At 49.0% G+C, this 26,817-nt stretch carries 23 protein-coding genes; 19 read left to right on the top strand and 4 right to left on the bottom strand.

The annotated features are described in order from the left end of the window. The first annotated feature begins 49 nt into the window (after positions 1-49). The 5 genes from acnA (at position 50) to MHI54_RS00375 (ending at position 6,338) form a co-directional block, all read left to right on the top strand. Positions 50-2,758: an aconitate hydratase AcnA gene (acnA, locus tag MHI54_RS00395; protein ID WP_340082101.1), complete on the top strand. Its 2,709-nt coding sequence runs from the start codon at positions 50-52 to the stop codon at positions 2,756-2,758. Positions 2,759-2,848: 90 nt separating this feature from the next. Continuing rightward, complete coding sequence (locus MHI54_RS00390; RefSeq protein WP_095216606.1) at positions 2,849-3,292, top strand: TlpA disulfide reductase family protein; 444 nt, start codon at positions 2,849-2,851, stop codon at positions 3,290-3,292. Positions 3,293-3,357: 65 nt separating this feature from the next. Continuing rightward, the gene (locus tag MHI54_RS00385) at positions 3,358-5,610 is read left to right on the top strand and encodes an AAA family ATPase (protein ID WP_340082100.1); all 2,253 of its coding nucleotides are present in this window, start codon (positions 3,358-3,360) and stop codon (positions 5,608-5,610) included. Next, positions 5,607-6,026: a thioesterase family protein gene (locus MHI54_RS00380; protein ID WP_095216607.1), complete on the top strand. Its 420-nt coding sequence runs from the start codon at positions 5,607-5,609 to the stop codon at positions 6,024-6,026. Before MHI54_RS00385 ends, MHI54_RS00380 begins: the two co-directional genes overlap by 4 nt. 3 nt (positions 6,027-6,029) lie before the next feature. Beyond that, a complete protein-coding gene (locus MHI54_RS00375; protein WP_095216608.1) occupies positions 6,030-6,338 on the top strand; it encodes a hypothetical protein in 309 nt (102 codons plus the stop codon). A gap of 25 nt (positions 6,339-6,363) precedes the next feature. Here MHI54_RS00375 and yidD read toward each other — a convergent pair whose 3' ends face one another. The 3 genes from yidD to plsY all read right to left on the bottom strand — a co-directional run bounded on the left by yidD (position 6,364) and on the right by plsY (position 8,264). Beyond that, entirely contained in the window at positions 6,364-6,612 is a 249-nt protein-coding gene (gene yidD, locus MHI54_RS00370; protein ID WP_095216609.1) for a membrane protein insertion efficiency factor YidD, read from the bottom strand. Between the two features lie 4 nt (positions 6,613-6,616). Beyond that, the gene (gene folE2 / locus MHI54_RS00365) at positions 6,617-7,549 is read right to left on the bottom strand and encodes a GTP cyclohydrolase FolE2 (RefSeq protein ID WP_095216610.1); all 933 of its coding nucleotides are present in this window, start codon (positions 7,547-7,549) and stop codon (positions 6,617-6,619) included. 112 nt (positions 7,550-7,661) lie between these two features. Then, on the bottom strand, positions 7,662-8,264 hold the full coding sequence (plsY, locus tag MHI54_RS00360; protein WP_095216611.1) for a glycerol-3-phosphate 1-O-acyltransferase PlsY: 603 nt from the start codon (positions 8,262-8,264) through the stop codon (positions 7,662-7,664). 155 nt (positions 8,265-8,419) lie between these two features. Here plsY and MHI54_RS00355 point away from each other — a divergent pair, with 155 nt between their 5' ends. From MHI54_RS00355 to MHI54_RS00310, 10 genes are all read left to right on the top strand, one after another. Next, positions 8,420-9,487: an ABC transporter ATP-binding protein gene (locus tag MHI54_RS00355; RefSeq protein ID WP_095216612.1), complete on the top strand. Its 1,068-nt coding sequence runs from the start codon at positions 8,420-8,422 to the stop codon at positions 9,485-9,487. After that, entirely contained in the window at positions 9,484-11,004 is a 1,521-nt protein-coding gene (locus tag MHI54_RS00350; protein WP_095216613.1) for an ABC transporter permease/substrate-binding protein, read from the top strand. Before MHI54_RS00355 ends, MHI54_RS00350 begins: the two co-directional genes overlap by 4 nt. A gap of 18 nt (positions 11,005-11,022) precedes the next feature. Next, complete coding sequence (locus tag MHI54_RS00345) at positions 11,023-11,451, top strand: CoA-binding protein (RefSeq protein WP_095216614.1); 429 nt, start codon at positions 11,023-11,025, stop codon at positions 11,449-11,451. An 88-nt stretch (positions 11,452-11,539) separates the two neighbouring features. Beyond that, positions 11,540-12,964 (top strand): YdiU family protein, encoded by a 1,425-nt coding sequence (locus MHI54_RS00340; RefSeq protein WP_340082099.1) that lies wholly within the window; start codon positions 11,540-11,542, stop codon positions 12,962-12,964. Positions 12,965-13,313: 349 nt separating this feature from the next. Then, entirely contained in the window at positions 13,314-15,266 is a 1,953-nt protein-coding gene (gene parE / locus MHI54_RS00335) for a DNA topoisomerase IV subunit B (protein WP_095216649.1), read from the top strand. 12 nt (positions 15,267-15,278) lie between these two features. Next, positions 15,279-17,720 carry a DNA topoisomerase IV subunit A gene (parC, locus tag MHI54_RS00330; RefSeq protein WP_095216615.1) on the top strand — a complete coding sequence of 814 codons (2,442 nt, stop codon included), beginning with the start codon at positions 15,279-15,281 and terminating at the stop codon, positions 17,718-17,720. Positions 17,721-17,870: 150 nt separating this feature from the next. After that, positions 17,871-18,332, top strand: a complete 462-nt coding sequence (locus MHI54_RS00325; protein WP_095216616.1) for a flavin reductase family protein — start codon at positions 17,871-17,873, stop codon at positions 18,330-18,332. Positions 18,333-18,349: 17 nt separating this feature from the next. Then, the gene (locus MHI54_RS00320) at positions 18,350-19,042 is read left to right on the top strand and encodes a response regulator transcription factor (protein ID WP_095216617.1); all 693 of its coding nucleotides are present in this window, start codon (positions 18,350-18,352) and stop codon (positions 19,040-19,042) included. Beyond that, a complete protein-coding gene (locus MHI54_RS00315; protein ID WP_095216618.1) occupies positions 19,039-20,376 on the top strand; it encodes a HAMP domain-containing sensor histidine kinase in 1,338 nt (445 codons plus the stop codon). The genes MHI54_RS00320 and MHI54_RS00315 overlap by 4 nt, the downstream gene beginning before the upstream one ends. Before the next feature lie 89 nt (positions 20,377-20,465). Next, on the top strand, positions 20,466-21,101 hold the full coding sequence (locus MHI54_RS00310) for a PepSY domain-containing protein (protein ID WP_095216619.1): 636 nt from the start codon (positions 20,466-20,468) through the stop codon (positions 21,099-21,101). Between the two features lie 122 nt (positions 21,102-21,223). Here the strand turns inward: MHI54_RS00310 and MHI54_RS00305 are convergent, their stop codons facing one another. Continuing rightward, positions 21,224-21,316 carry a YjcZ family sporulation protein gene (locus MHI54_RS00305; protein ID WP_095216620.1) on the bottom strand — a complete coding sequence of 31 codons (93 nt, stop codon included), beginning with the start codon at positions 21,314-21,316 and terminating at the stop codon, positions 21,224-21,226. Positions 21,317-21,516: 200 nt separating this feature from the next. Here MHI54_RS00305 and MHI54_RS00300 point away from each other — a divergent pair, with 200 nt between their 5' ends. The 4 genes from MHI54_RS00300 to MHI54_RS00285 all read left to right on the top strand — a co-directional run bounded on the left by MHI54_RS00300 (position 21,517) and on the right by MHI54_RS00285 (position 26,796). Next, positions 21,517-21,606, top strand: coding sequence for a YjcZ family sporulation protein (locus MHI54_RS00300; RefSeq protein ID WP_095216621.1), 90 nt, complete (start codon positions 21,517-21,519; stop codon positions 21,604-21,606). 129 nt (positions 21,607-21,735) lie between these two features. Continuing rightward, complete coding sequence (locus MHI54_RS00295; RefSeq protein ID WP_255374715.1) at positions 21,736-21,861, top strand: hypothetical protein; 126 nt, start codon at positions 21,736-21,738, stop codon at positions 21,859-21,861. 239 nt (positions 21,862-22,100) lie between these two features. Continuing rightward, positions 22,101-23,147, top strand: a complete 1,047-nt coding sequence (locus MHI54_RS00290) for a C45 family peptidase (RefSeq protein WP_095216622.1) — start codon at positions 22,101-22,103, stop codon at positions 23,145-23,147. A gap of 88 nt (positions 23,148-23,235) precedes the next feature. Continuing rightward, the gene (locus MHI54_RS00285) at positions 23,236-26,796 is read left to right on the top strand and encodes a dynamin family protein (RefSeq protein WP_158221564.1); all 3,561 of its coding nucleotides are present in this window, start codon (positions 23,236-23,238) and stop codon (positions 26,794-26,796) included. The last annotated feature ends 21 nt before the right edge of the window (positions 26,797-26,817 follow it).

Raw genomic sequence — 26,817 nt, 5'->3', positions numbered from 1 at the left:
CATAGAATCGTGATAAGCAGGCTAATTCACAAGGGGGTTTGTTCATACGATGGTGGGAAATAATTCATACAATGCAAAGAAGCAGTTTGAATTAAACGGAAAGACGTACAATTACTATCAATTGAAAGCGCTTGAAGAGAAGGGGCTTGGAACAGTCTCCCGCTTGCCATTCTCCATTCGTGTGCTGCTCGAATCACTGATCCGTCAGCATGATGGCTTTGCAATCAAGGACGAGCATGTGGAAGGCTTGGCAAATTGGGGGAATGGGGACATCACCGATGTACCATTCAAGCCTTCCCGTGTCATCCTGCAGGACTTCACCGGGGTACCGGCGGTCGTGGATCTCGCTTCCCTGAGAAAAGCGATGGTAGACCTTGGCGGGGATGCAGACCGGATCAACCCGGAAATCCCTGTTGACCTTGTCATCGACCACTCCGTACAGGTTGATAAGTATGGCACGCAAGACGCACTGAAAGTGAATATGGAATTGGAATTTGAGCGAAACAAAGAACGTTATGAATTTTTGAACTGGGCACAAAAAGCATTCGATAACTATCGTGCCGTTCCGCCGGCAACCGGTATCGTGCACCAGGTCAACCTGGAATACTTGGCTAGTGTGGTCCACGAGAATAAAGAGGAAGACGGAACTTATATTGCTTATCCGGATACGCTTGTCGGTACGGATTCCCATACGACGATGATCAATGGTCTTGGCGTCCTTGGGTGGGGTGTCGGCGGTATCGAAGCGGAAGCAAGCATGCTTGGACAGCCGTCTTACTTCCCTGCACCGGATGTCATCGGGGTCAAATTCGTCGGTACGATGCCGGCAGGCTCGACAGCGACAGATTTGGCGCTGAAAGTGACACAGGTGCTGCGTCAAAAGAACGTAGTCGGAAAATTTGTCGAATTCTTCGGCCCGGGCCTTGCGGATATGCCGCTTGCCGACCGAGCGACGATTTCCAACATGGCGCCGGAATATGGGGCGACATGCGGATTCTTCCCGATTGATGAAGAGACATTGAACTACCTGCATTTGACTGGAAGAAGCAAGGAACAAATCGATCTTGTGGAGAAATATGCAAAGGAAAACGACTTCTGGTACTCTCCGGATGTCCGCGATCCCGAGTATACAGAATTGGTGGAAATCGATCTGTCTGCATTGGAGCCGAACCTATCCGGTCCGAAGCGCCCGCAGGATCTGATTCCGCTTTCCGGCATGCAGAAATCATTCGTTGATTCGATCACGGCACCAGCCGGCAACCAAGGATTCGGCCTTGATAAGAGTGAATTCGATAAATCGGTGGACATCAGCCATCCGGATGGCAAGACATCCACGATGAAAACAGGTGCTGTCGCAATTGCTGCGATCACATCCTGTACGAATACATCCAACCCGTATGTCATGCTCGGGGCAGGACTTCTCGCCAAGAACGCCGTGGAAAAAGGACTTAGCGTCCCGGCATATGTGAAAACCTCCCTGGCTCCTGGTTCCAAGGTAGTTACTCGCTACTTGGCAGATGCAGGATTGACACCTTATCTCGACCAATTGGGCTTCACGCTTGTCGGCTATGGATGTACGACATGCATCGGTAACTCAGGTCCGTTGTCCCCTGAAATCGAGGAAGCGATTGCATCCAGTGATTTGACTGTCGCATCCGTCCTTTCGGGGAACCGTAACTTCGAAGGCCGCATCCATCCGCTTGTCCGGGCGAACTATTTGGCTTCGCCGCCATTGGTTGTGGCTTACGCGCTGGCGGGTACAGTCGATATCGACTTGTACAAAGATCCGATCGGAACGGATAAAAATGGCAACGCGGTATATTTCAAGGATCTATGGCCATCTCCTAAGGAAATCCGTGATGCAGTAGCTGAAGTCGTGACACCGGAAATCTTCCGTAAGGAGTATGAGGATGTCTTCCATTCCAATGAGAAATGGAATGCGATTGCTACGACAGACGAACCACTCTATAAATGGGATCCGGATTCCACTTATATCCAAAACCCGACCTTCTTCGAGAACATCTCCGGAGGAAGCGGTACTGTCGAGCCATTGCAAGGATTGCGTGTAATCGGGAAGTTCGGCGACTCTGTCACCACCGACCATATTTCCCCGGCTGGTGCAATCGCCAAGGATATGCCGGCTGGTAAATATCTGCAAGCCAAAGGTGTGACACCTCGAGAGTTCAACTCCTATGGTTCCCGCCGAGGCAACCATGAGGTCATGATGCGCGGTACATTTGCGAATATCCGCATCCGCAACCAGCTTGCACCGGGAACCGAGGGCGGTTACACAACATACTGGCCGACGGATGAAGTGATGCCGATTTATGATGCAGCAATGAAATACCAAGCTGATCAGACTGGACTGGCTATCTTTGCCGGAGAAGATTATGGTATGGGAAGCTCCCGTGACTGGGCTGCAAAAGGTACGAACTTGCTCGGTATCAAAACCGTCATCGCACAGAGCTTTGAACGGATCCACCGTTCCAACCTCGTCATGATGGGTGTGCTGCCATTGCAGTTCCAGCCTGGTGAAAGTGCTGATTCACTTGGTCTGACTGGCCGTGAGAGCATCGATGTTGCAATCGATGAGAATGTGTCTCCGCGTGATATCGTCAAAGTGAAAGCCACTGCAGAAGATGGAAAAGTGACTGAATTCGAAGCTATAGCACGTTTCGATAGTGAAGTCGAAATCGATTATTATCGTCATGGCGGAATCTTGAACATGGTCCTTCGTGACAAATTACAGCACGCATAAGTATCTATGGGAAGCAGCCGGAATGGCTGCTTCTTTTTTGGTTAGTTTGACTCCTTTCCGCTTACAATAAACGGCGAAGGGGGAATTTGCATGAAACGAGGACTGATCCTCTTGTGCGCTTTTTTGTTCATCTTTCCAACCATCGCCAAAGCCGGTACAGCAGAGCTGAAATCGGTTGAAGCTTTGATAGAAGCAGCCGATGGGAAGCCTGTTGTGATAACGTATTGGGCTACATGGTGTGATACATGCTTGTCGGATCTATCCGAGCTGGAGGAGTTTCGTGCTCTGGTAGGCAGTAAGGTCGGCGTATACAGTATCAATGCGACAAAGAGTGAGCGAAGCGTGAAGCAAGTGAAGAATTTCATCGGGAAAAGCGCACTTCAGGTGCCTGTCTATTTGGATGTGGAAGGTACTGTAGCGCATCAATTCCGCCAAGTAGCGGTTCCTTTTACCATTCTGGTCGATGAATCCGGCAAGCAGCGGATCATTCCCGGTCCCGTGACGAAGGAACAGCTGCAGGAATGGATCGATTAAGGACACACCAGTTCACCTGTATGGCTCCGGTATGCTAAAATGATGGTAGAAAAGGGGGCATACTTGTGGCTCAGACAGAGAAAACCCTGAAAGAACAAGTGATTGCATGGAGTTCAATGGACATCTCACCGCCTCTATCAGAGATAGAGGCGTTACGTATGGCATCAAAGCTGGATTCAGGGGAAGAAGCCCTAAAACAGGGCTTGTATCGAATCATAGCTTTTTACCGGATCATGCGTGTGCAAAAGCAGGATCCGATCAGCAGACAGCTGCTGGCAGAATCGGAGCGGACACATCCAATTGTGCTTGAAATCGATCAATTTGCACAGGTAAGTCAATATTATCAGGCATTGATGGATACGGATTTGCCAGTATGGTCGGTGCGGGAAACAGATTTTGACCCTGCAAAATTAAAGAAATCCCAAAGCTTGTATGGTCAGCTGAATGATATAATGAAAGCTTATCCACGCAGGTTGAATGGCGCAAGCAAATTGGCGGCGGCATACAATCGTTCCTATGAGGAACTGGAGGATTTACTGGTACTCTTGGAACAGACCATCGAAACGATTGAAAACAGGAAGACAGGATCACCTGTCACTGCGATGAATGCAACCGTCCTGCAGATATTGAAATCCCTGGAAGCTGTACAGGATGCACTGCCTGATGTATTAAGCCAGGCAAGTGAAAGCCGTCCGCTTGAAGCCCTGGATCAACTGATAGGTTTACAGGATGTGAAGACATATATTCATGATTATTACCATTATCTGCGCTATCAGCAGGAAAGGAAGCAATTTGGTTTCCAGATGGTGGATGAACCGGGTCTGAATATGGTCATCACCGGCAATCCCGGAACCGGGAAGACGACGATTGCACGTCTTTTGGCCAAGCTTTACCACCAGCTTGGGCTGTTGGACTCCGATCATGTCGTCGAGGTGAACCGCTCTCATCTGGTTGGTTCGTATCTTGGCCAAAGCGAAGAAAATACAACCAATTATGTGCGGCAGGCGATCGGCGGCGTGTTGTTCATTGATGAAGCGTACAGTCTGAAAAGGGAAGGCCAAAGCGGAAATGATTATGGACAGGCAGTGATCGACACGCTTGTTTCCAGTATGACAAGCAGCGAATACGGCGGGAAATTTGCTGTTTTCCTGGCAGGCTATCCCGAGGAGACGCGTCAATTCCTGTTTGCCAATCCAGGACTGCGCAGCCGTATTCCAGATCAGAATTACATCGAGTTACCGGATTTTGAAACCGAGGAGCTTTTGCAGATTGCCGAAAATACGGCGCTTGCCAACGATTTTTTCTTCACTGAGGAAGCATTGCGCCTGGTTGAGGACAAAATCGAACAGGCTCGGGTCGATGAAACATTCGGAAATGCCCGCTCTGTCCGGGATATTGTATTGCGTATCATCTTCCAGAAGGGAGCCGATCGCAAATTGACGACGGAGTCATGGATCGATCATATGACATTATCCGCCCAAGACGTGAAAGATCCAGACCGAAATGAAAAAGAATCAGAACCATTGCAGCAGCTGGATCAATTGATCGGCTTGCAATCGATCAAAGAAGAGGTCAAAAAGCTGTCTTCCTTTGTCCAAATCCAGCAGGAGCGGAAACAAAAAGGGGCTCCGGCAGTGCCGATTCAGCTGCATGCTGTCTTTACCGGCAATCCGGGAACCGGTAAGACGACGATCGCCAAGATCTATGCGGAGATTTTAAAAGAGCGCGGTCTGCTGAAAAGAGGGCATCTGGTAGTTGCTTCAAGAAGTGATTTGGTAGCTGGTTATGTCGGCCAGACAGCAGCTAAGACGAAAACGGTCATCCGTGATGCCCTTGGAGGGGTACTATTCATCGATGAAGCGTACAGCTTATTCCGAGGTGCACAGGATTTCGGTAAAGAAGCAATCGACACGCTTGTGGATGAAATGACGAAGCATAATGAGAATCTCGTCGTGGTACTGGCAGGATACCAGCAGGAAATGAAGCAATTCATCGACAGCAATCCAGGACTTGCTTCACGCTTCAAGAAATATTTCACTTTCCCTGATTACAACAGTGAAGAGCTCGTCGCTATTTTTAAGCATGCAATGGAAAATTATGCATATACGCTCTCGGAAGAAGCGGAAGCTCTCCTTAGGGAACGACTGGAAACAGAAGCTGTTTCCGGCAATGCCAGATTCGTTACGAATCTTCTCGATGAAGCGATTCAGTTCCAATCGCTCCGCCTTGTCGAAGAGGAAGAAAAGCTGGAAATGGATTTATTGAATAAGAAAGATATAGAGAATGCTTGGGAAATGGTAAGGAGAAGTGCTTTATGAAGAAATCGACATCAGAAATAAATGTAAGATATGGAGAAACAGATCAAATGGGAGTCGTGTATCATGCGAATTATCTTATTTGGTTTGAGATCGGGCGAACTGATTTCATCGAGACATTAGGTTTGCATTACGCAGGCATGGAAGAGGATGGCTTTCTTTCCCCGGTTGTGGATGCCCAGCTGAATTTTCACTACCCCGTTCGTTATGGGGAGAAGCCGGTTGTGGATACATGGCTCCGCTCCTATGATGGAATCCGGACACAGTATGGCTATGAAATCAAAAATGAGGATGGCAAACTCTGTGTATCCGGTACAACTACCCATACAGTCGTGAAAAAAGAAAATTTCCGACCTGTTTCGATACGACGTTCACTGCCCGAATGGCATGCTGCTTATTCGAAAGCGCTGGAAGCATAACAGATGGCATTCGGGATCAGACGCGGTGAGTTGCAGCGGTGGAAGGAGCAGGTCCGCCGCGGGGAGATTGCCTTTTTGACCCACTATTGGCTGGATGCCCGGTTCCCGGAAGCAAAAACGGTAACGAAAGCGGGCTGTGCCGATCGGCAGAAGCTGATAGAGTGGGGGGCGCAATATGGTCTGGAGGAAGCATGGATAGATGAGCATGAGGATTTACTGCATTTCGATCTGATAGGGGAACATCAGCTGCGTGTCCTCCAGGCTGAACGGCAATGGGAGCAGTTGGAAAGATTTCACTTATTGCCAAAATAAAAAGCAGTGACCCCTTGATTGGGGATCACTGCTTTTTTTCATGGTGATGATGCTCACAATTCGCACCTGGTACAGGATCGAATCCACCCCGGTGAAAAGGATGACATTTTGAGATGCGCTTGACGGTGAGCCAGCCGCCCTTCCATGCCCCATGCCGTTTGATTGCCTCCAGCCCGTATTGGGAGCATGTCGGATAAAAGCGGCAGGATGGCGGAGTCAGGGGGCTGATGAAGCGCCTGTAAAAACGGATCAAGGCTAAGAATACCTTGTCCATCGGCTTATTCCTCTTCGTCGCGCTTGTCGTAGCTCAATGTCGCCACGGCATCGTGCAAGTGGATCGATTCCTGATTGCTGCAGGATACAGTGAATTTTTCGACATAATCCAGTTCATACAAATCCGCTGCCACAAGACGGACCATGTCTTCGACAAAGCGCGGATTCTCGTAGGCAGTCTCGGTGACCATCTTTTCATCCGGACGCTTCAGGACAGGATGGATACGGGCACTTGCATTGCTTTCCGCAGCCTCGAGCAAATCCTCTTTCCAATCGCGCACATCTTCGTCGAATGCATCTGTCAGCTGTACTTCCATTGACACGATACCACGCTGATTATGTGCACTGTACTCACTGATTTCCTTCGAGCAGGGGCAAAGTGTCGTAACCGTACCGGAAAGCTTAGCCGTGGTCCGGAAGCCTGTTTGCTTGTCGTAAGCGACCTCCAATGTGGCATCCGCATGATTCAATCCAGTCATCCCGGAAGCAGGACCGCTTCGTTCAAAGAACCATGGGAATGTCACTTTCACTCGTGCATCGTCCTGCTTCAGGCGATCGGCAAGCTCAGCGACAAAGGTCTGTAAGCTTTTCACGGAAACGGTGAAGCCATTTTTGTGATACAAATCCAGCTGCTCCGTGAAGCGGCTCATGTTCGTCCCTTTGCTGTCCTGCTGGATGGAGGAGGTGAATTCAAATGTTCCGATCGTTGTCTGCATCGCCGGGCTGGTATTGCTGATCACCTGGATCGGGTGTTTGACCTTCGCGATTCCGACTGCATCTATATGGAAAAGGAAATTCTTTTTCGTGTTCTGTAAGTCGGCCATATCGGCTTTATTTTCTGGTTTTGTCTTCTTGCCTGGAGGCACGGAGCCGAATAATTTATGTCGTTCCGCCTTTGAAGGCAGCTGTTTTTTAGTTGATGTGTGTAGGTGCTGCATGATTGTACTCCTTTCAAAAGTCGCATGGACTAGCTTAAAGTATACCCGATGCGAAGCTGGTAATTCAATTTTCCGAACCGGGTATGCAGGTGCAATGAAAAAAACAATCCCGTTACTTGGAATTGTTTTTCACTAGGAAGGAAGCTTTTGGTTCCTCCCGTCTGATGATACGGACGATGTTCTGCCGATGCTTGTATAGGATGAATATCGCCAAGAGCCCGAGTACGATGGATAAAATGACATCCTGTGCAATGAAGATCGAGACGATGACACCGACGACACCCGCTGTCATGGAGGCAAGTGATACATATTTGCTGAGGAGCAAAACGACGACGAAGCTTGCCAGGATGATGACAAAGAGCCAGGCATTGACACCCAGGATGATCCCGGCTGATGTCGCGACAGCTTTCCCTCCTTTGAAACGGGCGAAGATCGGGTATACGTGACCGATGACCGCCCCGAGTCCGATGACGAGCAGGTATAAGTCCATTCCGAACAGAACGGGCAGGATGGTTGCAATCGTACCTTTCAGGATGTCGGCGATCAGCACGATGGTCCCGGCTTTCTTACCGAGTGTCCGGAACGTGTTCGTAGCACCGAGATTTCCGCTGCCATGCTCTCTTACATCTATATTATAGCTTACCTTGCCGACAATCAGGGCAGATGGAATCGAACCGATGATATAGGCGAGCAGGATGAATAACACGTACTCCATTTTCATTCTCCTTTAACTGCTTAGGCGTTCCTGTTGCTTGCTTATCCATTTTAGCACGAAGTATCATGGAAGGGCATAACTTTTTACATAGTATAGGATTAACTTACCAGAAGCAAGGGTAAAAAACTATTCAGTACATAATACGAGGTGAAGGTATGATTGAGTTCAAAGGTGTACATAAGACATACCCGGATGGTACGGAAGCCATCAAGGATTTCAATTTGAAAGTGCAGGAGGGGGAACTCCTCACGCTGATCGGACCAAGCGGATGCGGCAAAACGACGACGATGAAGATGATCAACAGGCTTGTCGAGCCAACGGCTGGCGAGATATACATAGATGGCAGGCAATTAAAAGATTATAGCATCCATGAGCTTCGCTGGAACATTGGCTATGTCCTGCAGCAAATCGCATTATTTCCGCATATGACAGTCGAAGAGAACATCGCTGTCGTTCCGGAGATGAAAAAGTGGAAGAAGAAAGAAATACATGATCGGGCCAAGGAATTGATGCGGATGGTGGGGATGGAGCCGTCCATCTACTTGAAAAAGAAACCTTCCGAACTATCCGGCGGACAGGCACAGCGCGTAGGTGTCATCCGGGCACTGGCAGCCGATCCGCAGATTTTGCTGATGGATGAACCCTTCAGCGCCTTGGATCCGATCAGCAGGGAAGGGCTGCAAAAGGATATCCGGAAATTGCAGCGGCAAATCAAGAAAACGATAGTGTTTGTCACACATGATATCGATGAAGCGACAGCTTTGGGAGATCGTATCTGCCTCATGAATGCCGGTGAAATCATTCAGGTCGACACGCCGCAGAAATTGATACTGGAGCCGCGTGACTCCTTTGTCCGCAGCTTTATCGGGGATAAAAAATCACCTTGGCAGACTGCCATCGATATCGTCGCTGCCCAATCTGTTTCCCATATCCTGACGCAGACAGCATACGAAGCAGGCGATTTCGATCCAGATCAAGCCTATATCCTGACAAGCGATGACGGCCAATTGCTTTGTGCCGTCGAGCATGGGAAGCAGCAGAATGTCCTCGCTGTGCCGAGTGATATGAATGTCCTGGAAGCAGTGCATGCTTTCGAGGAAGCAGGTGCCAGTATCCTGCCTGTCACAAAAGGTGAAGAGTTGATAGCGACTGTCACACAGCAGGAGCTGCTGCGTTACCTTGCCGGCAAAACCGAAGTCAGGAATGGGGTGGTGACCCAATGAAAGCATTCCTGGAAGTATTCGAACAGCGCAGTGATTCCTTATGGACGGCATTGGCTGAACACTTGCAAATATCGATCATTGCCTTGCTGATCAGTATTGCCATAGCCGTTCCGCTCGGCCTTTTGCTCAGCCGGTCCAAAAAGCTTGCCGAACCGATCATCGCGATAGCGGCAGTCCTGCAGACGATTCCCAGTCTAGCCGTTTTGGCGTTTTTGATTCCGTTGATCGGAATCGGCACGAAGCCGGCAGTTGCAGCACTCATCATTTATGCATTGCTTCCGATACTTCGTAATACATACACCGGGATCGCCGAAGTCGATCCAGCTTTGAAAGAAGCAGCAACGGGCATGGGAATGAATGGTTTCCGCCGCCTCCGCAAAGTCGAGCTGCCATTGGCGATGCCCGTCATCATGGCAGGTATCCGGACAGCTATGGTGATGATCGTCGGTACAACCACGATTGCCGCTTTAATCGGCGCTGGCGGACTCGGGGAACTCATCCTGTTGGGCATCGACCGCGGCGGAGATGTGAACCTCATCCTGCTTGGTGCCATTCCGGCAGCATTGCTTGCCATCCTGCTGGATTTGGTCATCCGGATTTTCGAGCGCACCAGCCGCAGATTCGGTTTCAAGTCGCTGGCTGTCCTGGTTATCGTGGCTGTCATTGGGGTCGTGGCCCCCTTTGCGGCAGCGCAGGATGATCAGCCTGATTTGGTGATAGGCGGCAAGCTGAATGCCGAGCCGACAATTTTGATCAATATGTACAAATTGCTTATCGAGGACCAGACAGATTTACAAGTCGAATTGGAACCGAATCTAGGGAAAACAGATTTTCTTTTCGAAGCCTTGCAAAATGGCAGCATCGATATTTATCCGGAGTTCACCGGTACTGCTCTGGTGACATTATTAGGCGAACAAGCAGAAAGCAATGATGGTCAGCAAGTGTATGAGCAGGCCAAAGCAGGTATGGCAGAAGCTTTCGAAATGGCATATCTGGAACCGATGGCGTACAATAATACGTATACACTTGCTGTGAAACGATCCTATGCGGAGGAGAATGACCTGCAGACGATTGCGGACCTTAGGAAAATGGACGATGAGATGACAGCGGGCTTCACATTGGAGTTCAGCGATCGGGAAGATGGTTATCTGGGCATCCAGGATGTCTATGGCGTGGAGTTCGGGGAGCTGAGGACGCTGGATCCCGGCATCCGTCAGCAGGCGATCGAAGCCGATGATGTCGATGTCATCGATGCTTACTCGACCGACAGTTATATCAGGGATTTGGATCTTGTCACACTGGATGATCCTGAGAATCTGTTCCCGCCGTACCAAGGTGCTCCGCTGATGCGCCAGGAGACACTTGAGGAATACCCGGAGCTTGCGGACATATTGGGTCAGCTTGCGGGCAAGATAACAGATGAGCAGATGACAGAGATGAATTACCAAGTCGATTTCAAAAAGAAGCAGCCTGAGGACGTCGCAAGGGACTTCCTCGAACAGGAAGGTCTGCTCTGAAAGAAGGGGGTATGTCAAATGGCATTCCAGAATCCGGAAAATGAACAGATTCGTGACATATTGCGGAAAGCGAAGACGATTGCGGTAGTGGGACTGTCCGATTCACCGGACAGGACATCCCACGGTGTTTCCCGTGCGATGCAGCAGGCAGGCTACAGGATCATACCGGTCAATCCGAATGTGACCGAAGTCCTCGGCGAGAAAGCCTATCCCAGCTTGGCTGATGTACCCGATGAGATCGATATCATCAATGTCTTCCGCCGATCGGAGTACCTGCCGGGATTGGCAAGGGAAGCAAGCAGGACGAATGCTCGCGTATTCTGGGCCCAGCAAGGCGTTCATGATGAAGGAGCAGCTGCTTACTTGGAACAGGAAGGTTTTACGGTCTTGATGGATTTATGTATCAAAGTCGCACATAGCGTACTTGTCGGGCCATCCGGCAAATGAACATACCCCATCTGCATACAGGCAGATGGGGTTCTTGTATCAATAGCGTATAATGGAACCAATGCAGAAAAATGAAGGAGGAAGAATCGTGGTTTTAGATGGAAAATTGGATGCCTCCTACACGGCATTGCCTGAGACTTTTTATACCAGGATGTCACCAAATCCGGTCAGGGATCCGCAAATGGTAAAATGGAACGAGGAACTGGCTGAACAGCTTGGCATCGGACAAGAAGGTGCTCTCGATCACTTGGCAGGCAACTCCTTCCCTGAAGGGGCACAGCCGATTGCACAAGCATATGCGGGTCATCAATTCGGCAATTTCACGATGCTTGGGGACGGAAGGGCCATCCTCCTCGGGGAATGGCAAAATCGATCGGGCCAAAAAGTGGATATCCAGTTGAAGGGCGCTGGCCGCACCCCGTATTCCAGGGGCGGGGATGGACGTGCAGCGCTTGGGCCGATGCTCAGGGAATACATCATCAGTGAAGCGATGCATGGGCTCGGCATCCCGACGACGCGCAGCTTGGCTGTCGTTTCCACGGGTGAACCGGTTTACCGGGAAACGGCATTGCCTGGCGCGGTATTAACCAGGATTGCGTCAAGCCATATCCGGGTGGGGACATTCGAATATGCCAGAAGATTTTGTTCGGAAACCGACTTGATAGCCTTGGCAGATTACAGCATAGAGCGTCATTATCCTGAGCTGGCTGGAGAGCCTGATAAGTATGTGCGCTTTTTCCGAGCGGTGATGGAACGACAGGCGGAACTGCTGGCGAAATGGGTGGGTGCCGGCTTCATCCATGGCGTGATGAACACGGATAATATGACGATCAGCGGCGAAACGATCGATTACGGCCCTTGTGCCTTCCTGGATGCATACAAGCCGATGACGGCTTTCAGCTCCATAGATATCCAGGGACGCTATGCCTATGCCAACCAGCCGCCGATCGCAGCTTGGAACCTGGCGCGATTTGCCGAAGCATTGCTTCCCTTATTCGATTCGATTCCAGCAGAGGCAGTGAAACAAGCAGAAGACACGCTCCGTGAATTTCCGCAGATTTATAGGAAATGCTGGCTCGATATCATGTACAGGAAAATTGGAATCACAGGTGCAAAAGAGGGCGATGAAGCACTTGTGGAGGATATACTTGGCTGGATGGAGCAAGCGGGGGCGGATTACACGAATACCTTCCGCGCATTGACGATAGGCGATACAGCTGCACTTGAACAGGCGGAGGGCTTTGCATCATGGAAAAAGCGCTGGGATGACCGGATCGGAGCTGAAGGAATCGAGGCTGCACGTGACTTGATGCGTCAATCCAATCCCAGCATCATCCCGCGCAATCATTTGGTGGAGGAAGCACTGGATGCTGCCGGAAATGGTGATTATACGCTGTTTGATCGGCTGTGTGAGCTTGTGTCTGATCCCTTCAGTTATGAGCCGGTCGACTCAAAATTCACCGAAGATCCGCCTGAGCCGAAGGAGCCTTTCCAAACATTTTGCGGAACCTGATATTGGCCTGCCCCCCAGGGCAGGTATACATAAATGTGAAAATAAGAACAATGATAGCAATGATTTATATTCCAGATGGATCCAGACTGTCTTATGAAAGCAAAACACGATGAAAATGGCACCAAATGGACGATTAATTATATGAAAACCCAAAATGTGGATTGATTGACTGGCATTATTCTGCTACTTTTAATTAGGCATACACTGGACTCTGCAAAGCAAGGGAGCCAGTTTACAAGAACATATGTTTGCGTTATGATGAACATAACGTACTGTCGTTTTCCAGCGAACGGATGGATGAATGACTTGGAAACAGTTTTTTTGTTCGAAGAAGGGAGCCGATGTGGCATTGGTAAAACAAGCATCGCATTATTCAGATGACTCGATTCAAGTGCTCGAGGGGCTTGAAGCGGTCAGGAAGCGGCCCGGCATGTATATCGGTAGCACTGACAGCCGGGGATTGCATCATTTAGTTTATGAAATAGTCGATAACAGTGTCGATGAAGCACTGGCAGGCTACGGAGAAAAAATCAATGTGACAATTCATCAGGATAACAGTATTTCTGTCGAGGATTTCGGCCGCGGTATGCCAACGGGTATGCATGCTACCGGAAGGCCTACTCCCGAGGTGATTTTCACTGTGCTGCATGCAGGCGGTAAATTCGGCCAGGGCGGCTATAGCACGAGCGGCGGCTTGCACGGCGTCGGGGCATCTGTCGTCAATGCCCTGTCCGAATGGCTCGAAGTGACGATCCATCGGGATGGAAATATTTATACGCAGCGATTCGAAAATGGCGGCAAGCCTGTCACTTCGCTTGTGAAGCAAGGCAAGACGAAAAAGACAGGCACGAGCATCCACTTCAAGCCGGATCCGTCCATGTTCTCTACCACCAGCTACAATTTTGATACGCTGGCTGAACGTCTGCGCGAAGCGGCATTCCTGCTTAAGGGTGTGGCGTTCCATATCACGGATAAGCGCAGCGGGAAAGAGGAGACATATGTGTATCCTGACGGCCTGCAGTCTTTCGTTGACTATCTGAACGAGGAGAAGGATACGCTCCATCCCGTCCTTGCCTTCGAAGGCGAGCAGCAAGGAATCGAGATATTCTTTGCCTTCCAGTTCAATGATGGTTACACAGAAACGATGCTCAGCTTCGTCAACAACGTCCGCACCAAAGACGGCGGTACCCATGAAGCAGGAGCGAAATCCGGGATGACACGCGTCTTCAATGAGTACGCACGCCGGAATGGATTGCTGAAAGAAAAAGATAAAAACCTCGAAGGGACAGATATCCGCGAAGGATTGACAGCAATCGTCAGTGTCCGGATACCGGAGGCACTGCTTCAATTCGAAGGACAGACGAAGAGCAAGCTGGGTACTTCCGAAGCCCGCTCTGCGGTCGATGCCCTCGTATCGGAGAAACTTTCTTACTTCCTTTCTGAGAATCCCGATATTGCAGGTATGCTCGTAAAGAAAGCAATCCGGGCCAAGGAAGCAAGGGAAGCAGCGCGCAAGGCACGCGAAGATGCGCGCAGCGGCAAGAAGAAGAAGCGGAAAGATACATTGCTGAGCGGGAAGCTTACACCAGCCCAATCCCGCAATCCGCAAAAGAACGAACTGTATTTGGTGGAGGGTGATTCCGCCGGCGGTTCCGCCAAGCAGGGACGCGACCGGAAATTCCAGGCGGTGCTGCCTTTGCGCGGTAAGGTCATCAACACGGAGAAAGCCAAACTGCAGGATGTCATGAAAAATGAGGAGATCTCGACGATCATCCATACAATAGGTGCAGGTGTCGGAGCTGATTTCACTTTGGAGGATGTACAGTATGACAAAGTGGTCATCATGACGGATGCCGATACCGACGGCGCGCATATACAGATCCTGCTGCTCACATTCTTCTACCGGTATATGAAGGAATTGATCGAAGCAGGCAAAGTATTCATCGCCCTCCCGCCTTTGTACAAGCTATCCAAAGGCAAAGGAAAAAAAGAAGTCATCCGCTATGCTTGGAGCGATGAGGAGATGCGTGAAATCATCCAGGAAATGAAAAACGGCTATGCCATCCAGCGCTACAAAGGACTAGGCGAGATGAATGCCGATCAGCTTTGGGAAACGACGATGGATCCCGAGACACGAACGCTGATCCGTGTGACGATCGAGGATTTCGCCCGTGCAGAGCGCCGGATCACGACACTGATGGGTGACAAAGTGGAACCGCGGCGTAAATGGATCGAGAGTAATGTCGCTTTCGGTATGGAAGAAGACGGGAATATCCTCGAAAACGATAAGCTGCATAACTAAGGGGGATTTCTTTTGGAAAACTATTTGGATTTGCCATTGGAGGAAGTCATCGGAGACCGATTCGGCAGATACAGTAAATATATCATTCAAGACCGAGCGCTGCCGGATGCCCGGGATGGCCTCAAACCGGTGCAGCGCCGGATTTTATACGCGATGTTCGATGAGCGGAACACACATGATAAACCGTTCCGGAAGGCAGCCAAGACTGTCGGTACGGTAATCGGTAACTTCCACCCGCACGGGGACAGTTCGGTATATGAAGCGATGGTCCGGCTCAGTCAGACCTGGAAAGTACGCAATGTGCTGGTTGAGATGCATGGGAATAACGGCAGTGTGGATGGTGACCCGCCGGCAGCGATGCGTTATACGGAAGCGAGACTATCCAGCATCGCTTCTGAACTGCTGCGGGATATCGATAAGAATACCGTCGAATTCGTCCCGAACTTTGACGATACGAACGCGGAGCCGACTGTTCTCCCGGCCAAGTTCCCGAATCTGCTCGTAAATGGTTCAACGGGTATCTCTGCTGGTTATGCCACTGAAATACCTCCGCACCATCTTGGCGAAGTGATCGATGCCGTCATCATGCGCATGGACAAGCCGAACAGCACGGTGGATGAACTGATGACGGTCATGAAGGGACCGGATTTCCCGACAGGCGGCATCATCCAGGGCGTCGATGGAATCAAGAAGGCGTATGAGACGGGAAAAGGCAAAATCATCGTTCGCGGCAAAACGAGCATCGAGGATATCAAAGGCGGCAAGCAGCAAATCGTCATAGATGAAATTCCGTATGAAGTGAATAAAGCGAATCTCGTCAAAAGGATGGATGAGCTCCGCCTAGACCGAAAAGTGGAAGGTATTGCAGAGGTTCGTGACGAAACCGACCGCACCGGTATGCGAATCGTCGTCGAGCTCAAAAAAGAGGCGGATGCACAGGGGATCCTGCATTATCTGTACAAAAATACGGATTTGCAGATTTCTTACAACTTCAACATGGTCGCCATCAAAGACAAGACGCCGCAGCTGCTTGGTTTGGCGAGCTTGCTTGATGCGTATATCGAACACCAAAAGGAAGTCGTTACGAGACAATCTGCTTACAATTTGCAAAAAGCAAAAGACCGCAAGCATATCGTCGAAGGTCTGATCAAAGCAATCTCCATCCTGGATGAGTTGATTGCGACAATCCGCGCTTCCAAGGATAAAGCCGATGCCAAACAGCGGATCGAGGCAGCTTACGGCTTTACCGAGGCCCAGGCAGAGGCGATTGTGAACCTGCAGCTTTATCGTTTGACGAACACGGATATCACCGCACTGCAGCGGGAAGCAGACGAGCTGGATGAGCAGATCCAAAAGCTCGAGGATATCCTTAAAAACGAAAAGACGTTGCTTAAAGTGATCAAGCAGGATCTGCGGGCAATCAAGAAAAATTATCACACCGACCGCCTCACGCAGATCGAAGATGAAATCGAGGAATTGAAAATCAACCTCGAGGTCATGGTCGCATCCGAGGACGTATTGGTGACTGTCACACATGATGGTTACATCAAACGGACAAGCCTTCGATCCTATCAGGCTTCCAATGGGGAAGATTTGGCTATCAAGGAAGAAGATCATCTGATCGGCATGCAGGAGATCAATACAACCGACAAGCTGCTCGTCTTCACGAATAAAGGGAAATTCATATTCATGCCGGTGCATGAGCTGCCGGATATCCGCTGGAAAGACCAAGGGCAGCATCTTGCCAATATCGCAAGCATGGACAAGGACGAAAAAGTCATTGCCAGCATTCCGGTCCGTGATTTCAAACAAGCCGGCTACCTTGTCTTCTTCACTAAAAATGGCATGGTGAAACGCAGTGAGCTCAAGCTTTACGAAGCGACACGCGCTAACAAGTCACTTACCGCAATCAATCTGAAAGCGGACGACGAAGTGTGCCACGTAGCCCTGACTGATGGTAACAAACAGCTATTCATGGCAACGAATTCGGGATATGGCCTATGGTTTACCGAAGAAGAGGTCACTCCGATCGGCATACGGGCAGCAGGTGTGAAAGGAATGCAGTTGAAGGAAGATGAATATATTGTCGGTGCCCAGACATTTGGCCAGCAGCATTCCCCAAGTGTAGTCGTCATCACACATAGGGGGTCTGCAAAACGGATGAAATTGAAGGAATTCGAGCCAAGCGGCCGAGCAAAACGAGGTGTTGTGATGCTTCGTGAACTCAAGAAGAATCCGCATCGGATCGTCGGATTCTATGTATTGGAAGATGCTGCAGCGATTCATCTGGTGACGAAGGATAAACAGGATCATATTCTTGAGCCTATGAATCTGAATGCCAATGATCGTTATAGCAATGGCTCTTATGTTTTGGATACGGATAAGCATGGGGAAGTCATCGCAACTTATCCTGAAGCGATTTATGAAACTGTATTTTCTCAAGAAAAAGATTAAATTTACAATAATATCATTATGTAAACCAAGAGGGGCATTGAGCCTCTCTTTTTTCTGCACAATAAGCCCTCTGTAAGGATAGAATAATTGACAGGCAGCACAAATGACATGGTATAGTTTTACGTATAGCATATGGAACGGGGGAGCAGAATGGATAATCGTACGTTCAGAGATGCAATGGGGAAATTTGCGACAGGTATTACCATTGTTACAACCGATGTGGCAGGTGAGACAAAAGGGATGACGGTGAATGCCTTTATGTCTGTATCACTGGAGCCGAAGCTCATAGCTGTTTCAATCGATAAAAAAGCGTCCTTATATAATGTTTTACAGACAAATCCCACATTCGGTGTCAGTGTCCTGAGAGAGGAACAAAAGGATATCAGTATGGTATTTGCCAAACAGAAAGAAGAAGAGCCCGTGCCGATCATTGCGCTGCATGACGTACCGGTCGTAGAAGATGCCCTAGTCAATCTGGCGTGTAAAACAGTCGACAAAGTGATGGCTGGCGATCATATGATCATCATTGGGGAAGTCGAGGACTTGCTGCTGCGTGATGGTGATCCGGTGCTGTACTTTGGCGGTAATTATCGAGAAATCAAATCGATCTGAGGAAGGGAGCCCAGCCTATGGATCAGACGACAATCCTGGTAGTGGAAGATGAAAAGAAAATGGCGAGGCTGCTTCAGCTGGAACTGGAGCATGAAGGCTTCGCTGTTGATGTGAAGTACGATGGCCTGGATGCATTGGAAGCATTTTATGCTAACAGCTATCAATTCATCTTGCTGGATGTGATGCTGCCATCATTGAGCGGGATGGAGCTGCTTCGGCGCATCCGCAAGCAAGATGCCCATGTACCGGTCATGCTGCTGACGGCAAGAGATGCTGTACCGGATAAGGTGAGCGGTTTTGATCTTGGTGCCACTGATTATATGACGAAGCCATTCGAGATTGAAGAATTATTGGCGCGTATTCGAGCCCACCTTCGTCATACCGTGATGGCTGTCGTGCCAGAGCCAGTGCTCCAGGTCGGTGACTTGACGCTTGATGAGAAAACAAGAACGGTCAAACGCGGCAAAAAGGAATTGGAGCTGACACCGCGCGAATATGATTTGCTTTTATTCCTGATGAAGCACGAAAAGCAAGTTCTGACACGGGATCAGCTGCTGGAGAGGGTTTGGGGCTTCCAATATGCGGGAGACACGAATGTAGTCGATGTGTATATCCGCTATTTAAGGAAAAAAATCGATGCAGATGAAAAACATAAGCTGATCAAGACGGTGCGGGGAGTCGGATATACAATCAAGGATGAAGAGAAGTGAAGCTGCGCACAAGGATCCAGCTATACATAATCGTTACCCTCGTGATCCTGTTATTGGTCGTGAATATGTCCATTTACTTCCTGTTCCGGGAGGTAAGCCTGGATAACAGTGTCGAACGGCTGCATGAACAAGGCCGTGCTTTGGCTGAGACAGCTGCGACTGTCGATTGGAAGGATACATCGCGCAGCAGTCTTTTTCAGGCGGATCTGCCGACTGAAGGAATGGTGCGATTCATTGGCTCTGACGGCAAAAGTGAAGGTGTGATAACAAGAGCGGAAAAATACCGGGAGCTCCCATTTACTTTCACATCACAGGAACGGGATCAAACCTTTTATCATGACGGCAGCTGGTATGCAGTAGTATCCATCCCGGTGATTCGGGATAATGGCATTTATACGATGCAGGTTGTCGAAGAGCTTGTCAGTCTTCAGCAGACGTTTCAAGTATTGAAATACAGCCTGACGATAGCTGGGCTGATCATTTTGATTCCCTCGATCTTCGGCGGCCGACTGCTGGGCAGCTTCTTGCTGCGGCCGATCCTTGCCCTGACTTCAGCCATGCAGACAATCCGCAATAGCGGGAAATGGAAGCGTATGGAAATGGAAAATAGAAGTAATGATGAATTGCAGACCCTGAGTGATACTTTCAATGAAATGGTCGATCAGCTGGAAGAGAACTTTACCAAGCAGCAGCAGTTCGTTTCCGATGCCTCGCATGAACTGAAAACGCCAATCAGCATCATCAAGAGCTACAGCAAGCTGCTGGATCGATGGGGGGCGGATGATCCTGCTGTCCAGCAGGAAGCTGTCCAAGCGATTCATAGCGAGACAGAACGGATGCAGGCATTGGTAGACCAATTATTGATTTTGGCAAAAGATGACCCAGCATTGCTGCAAAAAGAACCCGTCGATCTCGGTAGAATAGCTGAAGGCTGTGCTGCAGCTATGGAAACAGCTCACCAGAGGGAAATCAGCCTTCATATCGAGCAGGAGGTTGTCGTCAAAGCAGATGCCAATATGCTGAAGCAGGTTGTCTATATACTGCTGAGCAATGGCATAAAATACAGTGACGAGCGAATCGAAATCGTTGTTGAAGCTGCTCGGGATGAAGCGGTCTTGTCCGTCACCGACCAGGGCGAAGGACTCGATGAGCAAGATCAGCGGCGTATTTTCGATCGATTTTATCGGGTCGATAAAGCCCGCACCCGCGAGAAGGGAGGCAGCGGCCTTGGCTTGGCCATTGCCAAACAGCTGGTAGGACTGCATGATGGAGAGATTGAAGTGGACAGCATCCTGGGCAAAGGATCTACATTCACGATCCGGCTGCCACTCTAGCTTCTCATGAAATTCTAATAAAGCAATCACCATTTCTTTAATGAACAAGATATATACTGGCTATACAATGATAGCTGGAGGCGATCGATATGAAGAAAAAATGGATTATCCCTGCCGCCATTGTCGTGCTTGTCGCAGCTGTATTTGGTATTTACCGGATGCAAGCGTCCGCTGGTGAACCGGAGATGACAATCGATCAAGCACGGCAGCAGGCAGAGAAACAATATAATGCGACAGTGACAGAAATTGAATTGGACCGCAGCGGCAGCGAGCCAAGATATGATATTGATCTGGAAAACGGGGAAAGACGGTATGATCTGACTTTGAATGGAAATACCGGGGAAGTGATCAGTTTGAAGGAAAGCAGCATACAGAAAACTTTACCGGGAAAAACGAAAGAAGACCAGGATCAAGCATCAGCTGATGATCAAAAGCAAGAGCAAAACGAACAATCGGCTGATGATCAGCAGCAATCCGATAAGCAGGGGACTTCGCCTTCCCAAAAACAAGCTTCCCAGGCTGAAGTGAAAATCACGATGGACGAAGCTGTCAAAATCGCCACTGACGAAGTCGGCGGCACCGTGACAAACGCCGAGTTCGATGAAGAGGATGGATTGCCTGTGTATGAGCTTGAGCTCGAAACGGCTGATGATGAAGCAGAGGTTGTCATCAACGCACAATCCGGGGAAATTGTGACCATCACCTACGATAGTGAAGATGATTGAAGCAGCATACCGCTGCTTCTTTTTTTAAAATAAGAAAAGGCCAAACGAACATAGGTTCAAACCATGCAAAAGGCGACAGGCCATTCGACCTGCCGATCTTGATAAAGAGCACAAAAATCACATCAGTAACCGCCGTACCCAGATGCACCGAGAATGATCAAAAGGATGAACAATACAATAATAAACACAAATCCTGCTCCGTATCCAGAACCCATTAGTACACCTCCTATTATGACAAGGATGATGTATTGTATGTGTTGCTGTAAGGGATGATTGGGGATTGTTTTGCTGCTTCATGAATAGAAACGATCCAAATTGGCAAAAGGACAATAACGTTCAGATCAAAATGGGTGAGTGACCATACAAAGGCTGAAGTCCATACATACATTATATTAATTCATATGGAGGTGTTATCATGAGCGGAGGGTACAGTTACGGCGCAGGTTTTGCGCTGATAGTAGTTTTGTTCATCTTGCTTATCATTGTCGGGGCAGCTTGGTGCTGATTTAATCCGTAATGAAGGAGACTGCTAAATGAAGCAGTCTCTTTTTTATGCAATTTCAATATCAATTGCAGTATGAGCTAGGGCGAACTTGTTGTGCATTACAAAGAATAACGTTTGGGGAAGATTTCCATGAAAGATTTGATGAAGTCGAATACCGGGAAGGTCCGGAATTGGTTTGATCAGATCATTAAAGTACTTCTGCTTGTCATCCTATTGCCTAGCAAAAGAACAAAGGAATCCAAACCAGATGAATAGGAGCTGAAAATGAACGGGCAGCTGGCTAACGCAGATGAAATTCCTTAAATCATTGCCTGTTGATACACCTGAACACTCAAAAATGGAGTGGGTATAACGGTTATATTTTCAAGCATCCTGGAATCATACCCACGCAGCTTCATATCTGTAATGTTGAAGGACCGCAAGCATATCATTTCCCCCGTCCCTGCATCGTATTGGATAATAGGAGGATACTATGCAGAAAAGAAGGGTCCGCTATGAAACAGATATACTCCGACGTATTCACCTTCCGTGGATCGCATTATGATTTCGGCTTCATGCAGGGAGAGCGTTTGAAACATACACCATTATTTGGATACCAGCAAAAACAAAAACAGCGGAACCGCCGCCGTTTTACGGTTGACCCGGCCGATGCCTTCCGTATGTTCCGCAGCTATCATCCTGGTATTTATGAAGAATTGACTGGGCTCAGTGATGCCTTGGGTCTCTCTATCGAAGAGACGTTGATGGATTACAGCGGCTTCCAGCAGGAATGGAGAATCAATTCCGGCTGTTCGATCGTGACGGGGAATGAATTCCTGGCACGCAATTATGATTATCATCCAAAAACATATGAAGGACGTTTCCTATTGTATCAGCCCTCGGAATCGGAATATTTTGCAACCATCGGTCCTTCCCAGCGGATTCTCGGGCGAATCGACGGTATGAACGAAAAAGGCTTGACGATCGGCTATAACTTCGTGCATCAGCGTTTTCCGGAAGAAGGATTCATTTGTAATATGCTGTCTCGCATCCTCTTAGAAACCTGTACCACAACAGAAGAAGCCGTCGAGAAGCTGACTGAAATGCCGCATCGGCACTCATTCAACTATGTCATCAATGATGCCGATGGTGTTCGGCGAGTGGTCGAAGGAAGTCCCCGCGGAACGGCTGTAAAGAAAGCTCATTATAGTACGAACCATTTTGATGTTTTGACGAAAGAAAACCGGCATCATTTAGTGGATAGCAACCGTCGATTCGAGATCATCAAGGCTCATCATAAGGAAGACATGGATGCAGCTCAAGGCTTCCGACTCTTGAACGATCCGAGCTACGACGTATTTTCCGATAGCTATCGCAACTGGGCAGGTACGATCCATACATCTGTCTACAAACCGAAAGAGCTTAAAATGGGATTTGCCATCGGGAATCAGCAGCCGACTGAGGTTGACTTCGGCGCCTGGCTCCGAGGTAAGGATCTGTCATTCAGCCAATTCACCGGATCCCTGGACACCGATGTCCGGATTCCATATATGGGAGAATGAAATGAAAACCGCATTTACGATGGTAAGTGCGGTTTTCCTGTTTTATAATAAAAAATATGAATGCGCATACATAAGGGGAGGGAGCAACATGCGGCGTACAGCGGAAACAACGGAATTGTTCAGTCTGGCAGCATTATATCAATTTTTCGAAGCGGAAAAGGCATCGCAATACAGCAAAAAAGCGCTCGATTTAGTGGAGAAGGCCGAAAAGGGGACTGCCTTCATCTGCTTCACCGGTCATTTTTCAGCTGGGAAAAGTTCACTCATCAATGCTTTGATTGGCGACCAAGTGCTTCCGGCCAGTCCGATTCCGACGAGTGCCAATATCGTCACCATCCAAAATGGGGAGCCGGAAGTCTTTGCCTATGGATCGGATGATACGAAATATAAACTGCCAGCGCCATATCGGAAAGAGACCTTGGATACATATTGCCGCAATAAAGACATTCAAAGAATCGCAATTCAAGACGATCAAACCAATCTTCCATACGGTATCGCTTTGATGGATACACCGGGGATCGATGCAAGTGATGATGCAGACCGTTTGATGACCGAATCAGCACTGCATCTTGTGGATGCGATGTTTTATGTGACTGATTACAATCATGTCCAATCGGAAGTGAATTTACTGTTTTTACAGCAGCTTTCCGATCAAGGGCAGCCATTCTATCTGATCATCAATCAAATCGATAAGCATCGTGATGAAGAGCTTTCCTGGTATGATTTTCAACATGGAGTCGCCAATGTATTCGAACAGTGGGGCATCACACCTGAAGCTGTTTATTACACAACGCTGAAGGAGACGGACCATAAGCGCAATCAGCTTTCTGCTGTGAAAGAGAAGATGGATCTCCTGCTTGGAGACAGAGAGCGGCTGCATAAAGCAGGAGTGGAGCGAGGCAGACAGCGACTGATCACTTACTATCTCCAGGAAAAGAAACAAGAACTTGCGGAAAAAGAAGCGATATTGATGGAAACGCTCCATCAATTGGATGATGCTGCTGCGGATGCAGCCAGTAACTGGCGCGGGAAACAGAAAGCAGCAGAGGAAGATGGTCGCGAGACGATTCTGCAGACCTTGAAGAATGCCAATCTGATGCCTTTTGAAGTACGTGATGCGGCTGAGGAATATTTGGAATCCACTTTTCCTGACTTCAAGGTCGGCTTGTTCGGCAGTAAACGGAAAACGGCAGAGGAGCGGGAACAACGGCGTGCCAAGACGGAAGGGATGATTCAGCAGCAAATCGAGAAGCAGCTGACTTGGAGACTGCGTGACAAGCTGCGTGACTGGGCCAGGAGGCATGATGTATATACGGAATCGGTACAAGTCCTGCTGCAGGAATTTGCGGCGGAACTGCCGGCTGATTTATTGGAGCAGCATGTCCAGCCGGGAGCAAGCATGAATGGGACCTATACGCTCGTGTATACAGCGGCAGTTCAGGATCATATTAAGCTCAGCTTTAAAAAAGCCGCACTGCAAGTAGTGGAAGCTGCCGTCAATACGACCCAGAGTGCCTATCAAGAAGCAGAACGCCTGGAACAGCAGGAGAAACGAAAAGCCGCAGAAAATGAGCGAATCAAAATGGAAATCGATCAGCTGAAACAGTCCTTTGAAGCACTTGCCAAGCGTATACAGCAAACGGGCCAGCAAAGGGACGCACATATCATCGAACAAACAAGGGAAGCCCTGGCAGACAGGTATCGGATGAAAGAAATGATGGAGCTGCCGGAGGAACCAGGTAAATCGACTGAAACGCCGGAAAAACCATCGATTGAAAAGCAGAGACGGACTGCAAAACGATCTCCGGAACAGATGGTGCAAGATCTTGATCGCGCAGCAGCGGCCCTTCAAGGTGTGGAAGGTTTTCAAGCGGCGATTGAAGATATCAAGAATAGACAAGAAAAATTGATACATCAGGATTATACATTGGTGCTCTTTGGAGCTTTCAGCGCCGGTAAATCATCGTTTGCCAATGCGCTGCTCGGGGAAAGCATGCTGCCGGTATCTCCTAATCCGACGACAGCTTCCATCAATATGCTGAAGCAGGCAACAAGCCAGCATCCGCATCGAACGGTGCTCGTCAAATGGAAATCCCGCCTGCAGATCGAAGCAGATATCGAGAGTCTCAGCGGAAAGCAGATGAGTCTGGAGGAATTCTTATCGCAAAACCCTGCCGAGCTTGTAAGCGATAAAAGGCATCAAGTGTTTCTGCAGGCCGTTCAGAACGGATACAGTTTTGTTCACGCCAAGCTTGGAACAGAGGGAGAAATCCCGTTCGCAGCATTCAGCGACCATGTGACAAAGGAGACGATAAGCTGCTTCATTGAGCAAATAACCGTTTATCTGGAGAATGAATTCCTAAGCCAAGGAATCACATTGATCGATACACCCGGAGCCGATTCTGTCAACGCCCGCCATACGGATGTGACCTTCCAATTCATGAAGCATGCGGATGCCATTTTGTTCGTCACTTACTATAATCATGCTTTCTCTAAAGCGGATGAACAAGTACTGCAGCAGCTGGGCAAGGTAAAAGGAGCCTTGGAAAAAGACAATATGTTCTTTATCGTGAATGCCAGCGACCTGGCTAAGGATGAAGAGGAAATAAATTATGTCACCTCCTACGTAACAGCCAATCTGGCAAACTTCCATATCAGGCAGCCTCGTCTTTTCGCTTTGAGCAGCTTGCTTGGCCTGCAGGAGAAACAAACTTCCGCCCAGCTTGGTTCAGGACTTGAGAGGCTTGAACAGGATCTTGGTGGATTCATACGCGACGAACTGACAGAAGTCATCATCCAAGGCGCCCAGCAGGAATTGACAAGGCAATATGGACAGCTTCAAGCATATGCCGAAGCCGTGGATTTGGATGAAGAAGCGAAATTGCAGAAAATCAGGCAGTATAAAAGGCAGCGGGAGGAGGTATTGGATAAGGCTCATACTTATTCACAGCCTGTATTCCAACAAGCCATCACCCAACGAATCGAGAAACAGCTGCATTATGTAAAGGAAAGGCAGCTCTTGGAAGCAAATGATCTATTCAAGAAATGCTTTAATCCGTCACTGATCAAAAGCACCGGCGCAGCAGGTAAAGAGGAAGTGGCCCGCCAGCTACGCGAGTTTGAAAAGCTTATCCAAATACAGCTGGAACAGGAATACCGTGCTGTTACAATCCGTGTCGACAGAACCGTGCGAGAGCAAGCAGATAGATGGAAGATGGGATTGGAACAAGCTGTGCAGGCAGTGGACGAAGCATTGTCATTCGCAGCACCTGATCATGATAAACTGCCGGAAACTGCGCCGCCAAAAACGATTTTCCGCTTGGAGCAGGGGACGGTGGCGCGACTGCAGAAGCAGTACCGCGGACCGAGAGCCTTTTTCCAAGGAAATGAAAAAGAGAAGCTGAAAGAGGAACTGCTCAAGCTGATGGAGCCGCTTCTAGCCGGAATCCTGCAAGAATATACAGACGCTATGACCCGACATTACGAGCAAATCTGGCAGACGGAAGAAGCGAGGCTCAAGGAACAGGCGGCCGGACAGCTGTCGAGCTACTATGCCGGTCTGCTTCGTGCTCTGGCAGACGATTCATCCCGCCAGCAGCTGCAGCGGGCAGTGGAGACTTTCACTTCCCTTTTGCAGGAAGAAGTTTGACCGATAGCAATCCAGGATACT

The organism is Terribacillus sp. FSL K6-0262, from assembly GCF_037977385.1.
GTDB lineage: Bacteria > Bacillota > Bacilli > Bacillales > Amphibacillaceae > Terribacillus.
This window is presented reverse-complemented; position numbering and strand designations above follow the sequence as displayed.

Bases quoted from the DNA above. Each gene is read 5' to 3' on its own strand.
- acnA (WP_340082101.1), top strand. From the start codon at position 50: ATGGTGGGAAATAATTCATACAATGCAAAGAAGCAGTTTGAATTAAAC.
- MHI54_RS00390 (WP_095216606.1), top strand. From the start codon at position 2,849: ATGAAACGAGGACTGATCCTCTTGTGCGCTTTTTTGTTCATCTTTCCA.
- MHI54_RS00380 (WP_095216607.1), top strand. From the start codon at position 5,607: ATGAAGAAATCGACATCAGAAATAAATGTAAGATATGGAGAAACAGAT.
- MHI54_RS00375 (WP_095216608.1), top strand. From the start codon at position 6,030: ATGGCATTCGGGATCAGACGCGGTGAGTTGCAGCGGTGGAAGGAGCAG.
- yidD (WP_095216609.1), bottom strand. From the start codon at position 6,612: ATGGACAAGGTATTCTTAGCCTTGATCCGTTTTTACAGGCGCTTCATC.
- folE2 (WP_095216610.1), bottom strand. From the start codon at position 7,549: ATGCAGCACCTACACACATCAACTAAAAAACAGCTGCCTTCAAAGGCG.
- plsY (WP_095216611.1), bottom strand. From the start codon at position 8,264: ATGGAGTACGTGTTATTCATCCTGCTCGCCTATATCATCGGTTCGATT.
- MHI54_RS00355 (WP_095216612.1), top strand. From the start codon at position 8,420: ATGATTGAGTTCAAAGGTGTACATAAGACATACCCGGATGGTACGGAA.
- MHI54_RS00350 (WP_095216613.1), top strand. From the start codon at position 9,484: ATGAAAGCATTCCTGGAAGTATTCGAACAGCGCAGTGATTCCTTATGG.
- MHI54_RS00345 (WP_095216614.1), top strand. From the start codon at position 11,023: ATGGCATTCCAGAATCCGGAAAATGAACAGATTCGTGACATATTGCGG.
- MHI54_RS00325 (WP_095216616.1), top strand. From the start codon at position 17,871: ATGGATAATCGTACGTTCAGAGATGCAATGGGGAAATTTGCGACAGGT.
- MHI54_RS00320 (WP_095216617.1), top strand. From the start codon at position 18,350: ATGGATCAGACGACAATCCTGGTAGTGGAAGATGAAAAGAAAATGGCG.
- MHI54_RS00310 (WP_095216619.1), top strand. From the start codon at position 20,466: ATGAAGAAAAAATGGATTATCCCTGCCGCCATTGTCGTGCTTGTCGCA.
- MHI54_RS00305 (WP_095216620.1), bottom strand. From the start codon at position 21,316: ATGGGTTCTGGATACGGAGCAGGATTTGTGTTTATTATTGTATTGTTC.
- MHI54_RS00300 (WP_095216621.1), top strand. From the start codon at position 21,517: ATGAGCGGAGGGTACAGTTACGGCGCAGGTTTTGCGCTGATAGTAGTT.
- MHI54_RS00295 (WP_255374715.1), top strand. From the start codon at position 21,736: ATGAAAGATTTGATGAAGTCGAATACCGGGAAGGTCCGGAATTGGTTT.
- MHI54_RS00290 (WP_095216622.1), top strand. From the start codon at position 22,101: ATGAAACAGATATACTCCGACGTATTCACCTTCCGTGGATCGCATTAT.
- MHI54_RS00285 (WP_158221564.1), top strand. From the start codon at position 23,236: ATGCGGCGTACAGCGGAAACAACGGAATTGTTCAGTCTGGCAGCATTA.